This window comes from Rhizobacter sp. P3_B12, from assembly GCF_056402895.1.
The window spans coordinates 1-1,015 of sequence record NZ_JBFUGN010001483.1 but is presented as its reverse complement, the minus strand read 5'-3'; the positions used below and the strand labels follow the sequence as shown (position 1 = coordinate 1,015).

Sequence of the window (1,015 nt, the reverse complement as noted above, 5' to 3'; positions counted from 1 at the left end):
CCGCGGGGGTGCGCGGCGCGGTCGACTTCATCGGCGCGCTGGTCGGCGGGCGCAAGGCGCGGCGCCGCGAGCGCGCGATCGTCGCGTATGCCGCGATGATCGGCGCGCAGGTGCTGGCGCGCGCGGTCGACGACGAGGCCTTGTCGACCGAGATCCTGCAGGCGGTCGCGGCGGACCTGGCGGGCGATGCCGGCGCGGTGCCTGCCGCGCCGGCAGGCTGATCAGCGCAGCGGCGCGAACAGCGCCGCCAGCCGGTCCGGCGTGCCGTCGATGCGCTGCAGCGTCGGGTAGCGCAGCCCGCCGCGCCACTCGATGCGCACGCTGCGGTACAGGTCGCCCGACTTCAGCAGCAGCTCGATCGGCCCGCCGCTCTTCGCGGCGGTCACCGCCTCCTTCAGCAGGTCTTCGGTGTAGGCCCGGCCGTTCACGGCCAGCAGCGTCGCACCGGGTGCCATGCCGGCGTCGAAGGCCGGGCTGCCCCAGTTCACGTTGCGCACCTTGGCGGCCTCGCCGAGGTCGAAGCCGAGCGAGTAGCTGAAGTCGGTGACCTTGTACGCCCCCATCTTCGCGCTGTAGTGCTCGCTCGGCTTGTCGCTCCAGCCGAGCTTCCAGCCCGATGCGGCGATGCCGGCCATCGGCGCCGGCCGGTCGTGCGTGTCCAGCCGCTGGCGCAGGAAGCCGGCCCAGTCGTACGCCTGCACGCGGGTCAGCTCGCGCACCACGTCGTCGAAGGTGTAGGTCAGCGGCTGCACGCGCTTCGGCTCGGCACCGAAGAAGGCGCGGGCGAAGTCGTCCAGCGAGCGCCTGCCGTTCGAGCGCTCGCGGATCAGCATGTCGGCCTCGAGCCAGATCAGCCGCGACTCGTCGTAGTAGTCGGCGCTGCGCTGCCACGAGCTCCAGTCGCGGCGGCCGCGCGTCGCCCACAGCAGCGGCTCGTTGGTGGTGTCCTGCAGGCTGCGCCAGGCGCGGCCGGCGCGGGCGTCGAGCCAGGCCGCGGTCTCGGCCAGGTCGGCGC

1 protein-coding gene and 1 pseudogene are annotated in these 1,015 nt (G+C 73.8%); one reads left to right on the top strand and one right to left on the bottom strand.

The window, feature by feature from the left end:
* Positions 1 to 221, top strand: a pseudogene (locus AC1D01_RS36275) (hypothetical protein); the annotation flags it as partial.
* Here the strand turns inward: AC1D01_RS36275 and AC1D01_RS36270 are convergent.
* A partial coding sequence (locus AC1D01_RS36270; RefSeq protein WP_477874597.1) for a M61 metallopeptidase family protein occupies positions 222 to 1,015 on the bottom strand: 794 nt, incomplete at its 5' end. It abuts the pseudogene before it with no gap.